Source organism: Streptomyces hygroscopicus subsp. hygroscopicus, assembly GCF_001553455.1.
Classification (GTDB): Bacteria; Actinomycetota; Actinomycetes; order Streptomycetales; family Streptomycetaceae; genus Streptomyces; species Streptomyces hygroscopicus.
Map to the genome: position 1 here is coordinate 1 of NZ_BBOX01000642.1, position 1,120 is coordinate 1,120.

The window sequence follows — 1,120 nt, forward strand, 5'->3', positions numbered from 1 at the left end:
GGCCGACCACAACCGCGCGATGCTCGAACGACGCCCTGCCCGTGGCCAGCGAGAAACCCACATCCACCGGCCGCTCCCCGGACACCACGTCCACCAGCCGCCGCGCCTGTCCCATGAGGCCCGACTCGGTCTTCGCAGACACCACCCACGGCACCAGGACGTCACCGGTCGGCTCCACCGGCTCGTCCGCGTTCTCGACCGGGCCCTGCTCCAGCACCACATGCGCGTTGGTGCCGCTGATCCCGAACGACGACACCGCCGCCCGACGCGGCCGGTCCACCTCCGGCCAGGCCCGCTCCTCCGTCAGCAGACTCACCGCACCCGCCGACCAGTCCACATGGTGCGACGGTTCTCCCACGTGCAGGGTGCGCGGCATCATGCCGTGGCGCATCGCCATCACCATCTTGATCACACCCGCTACACCGGCCGCCGCCTGGGTGTGCCCGATGTTCGACTTCACCGAACCCAGCCACAGCGGTGCGCCCTCGGGCCGGTCCTGCCCGTACGTGGCCAGCAGCGCCTGCGCCTCGATCGGATCACCCAGCGTCGTACCCGTACCGTGCGCCTCCACCAGGTCCACCTCAGCCGGGGACAGCCGGGCACCGGCCAGCGCCTGCCGGATCACCCGCTGCTGCGACGGACCATTCGGCGCCGTCAGACCATTCGACGCGCCGTCCTGATTGACCGCACTGCCCCGCACCACCGCCAGCACCTGATGGCCGTTGCGCCGCGCGTCCGACAACCGCTCCACCACCAGCAGACCCACACCCTCGGCCCAGCCGGTGCCATCCGCATCGTCCGAGAACGGCTTGCAACGGCCGTCCGCCGCCAGACCCCGCTGACGGGAGAACTCCACGAACGTCTGCGGAGTCGCCATCACCGTGACCCCACCGGCCAGCGCCAGATCACATTCGCCGTTCCGCAGCGCCTGAGCCGCCAGATGGAGTGCCACCAGCGACGAGGAGCACGCCGTGTCCACCGTCACCGCCGGACCCTCGAACCCGTAGGTGTAGGAGACACGTCCGGAGGCCACGCTGCCCGCGCTGCCGGTTGACAGCAGCCCCTCCAAGCCCTCGGGCGCGCGGTCCAACCGCGCGGCGTAGTCGCCGTACATCACTCC

Annotated in this window: 1 protein-coding gene; it reads right to left on the minus strand. The window is 70.9% G+C overall.

The annotated features are described in order from the left end of the window. The coding region (locus AXW62_RS39600) for a beta-ketoacyl synthase N-terminal-like domain-containing protein (protein WP_214516894.1) at positions 1 to 1,120 on the minus strand (1,120 nt) is incomplete at both ends.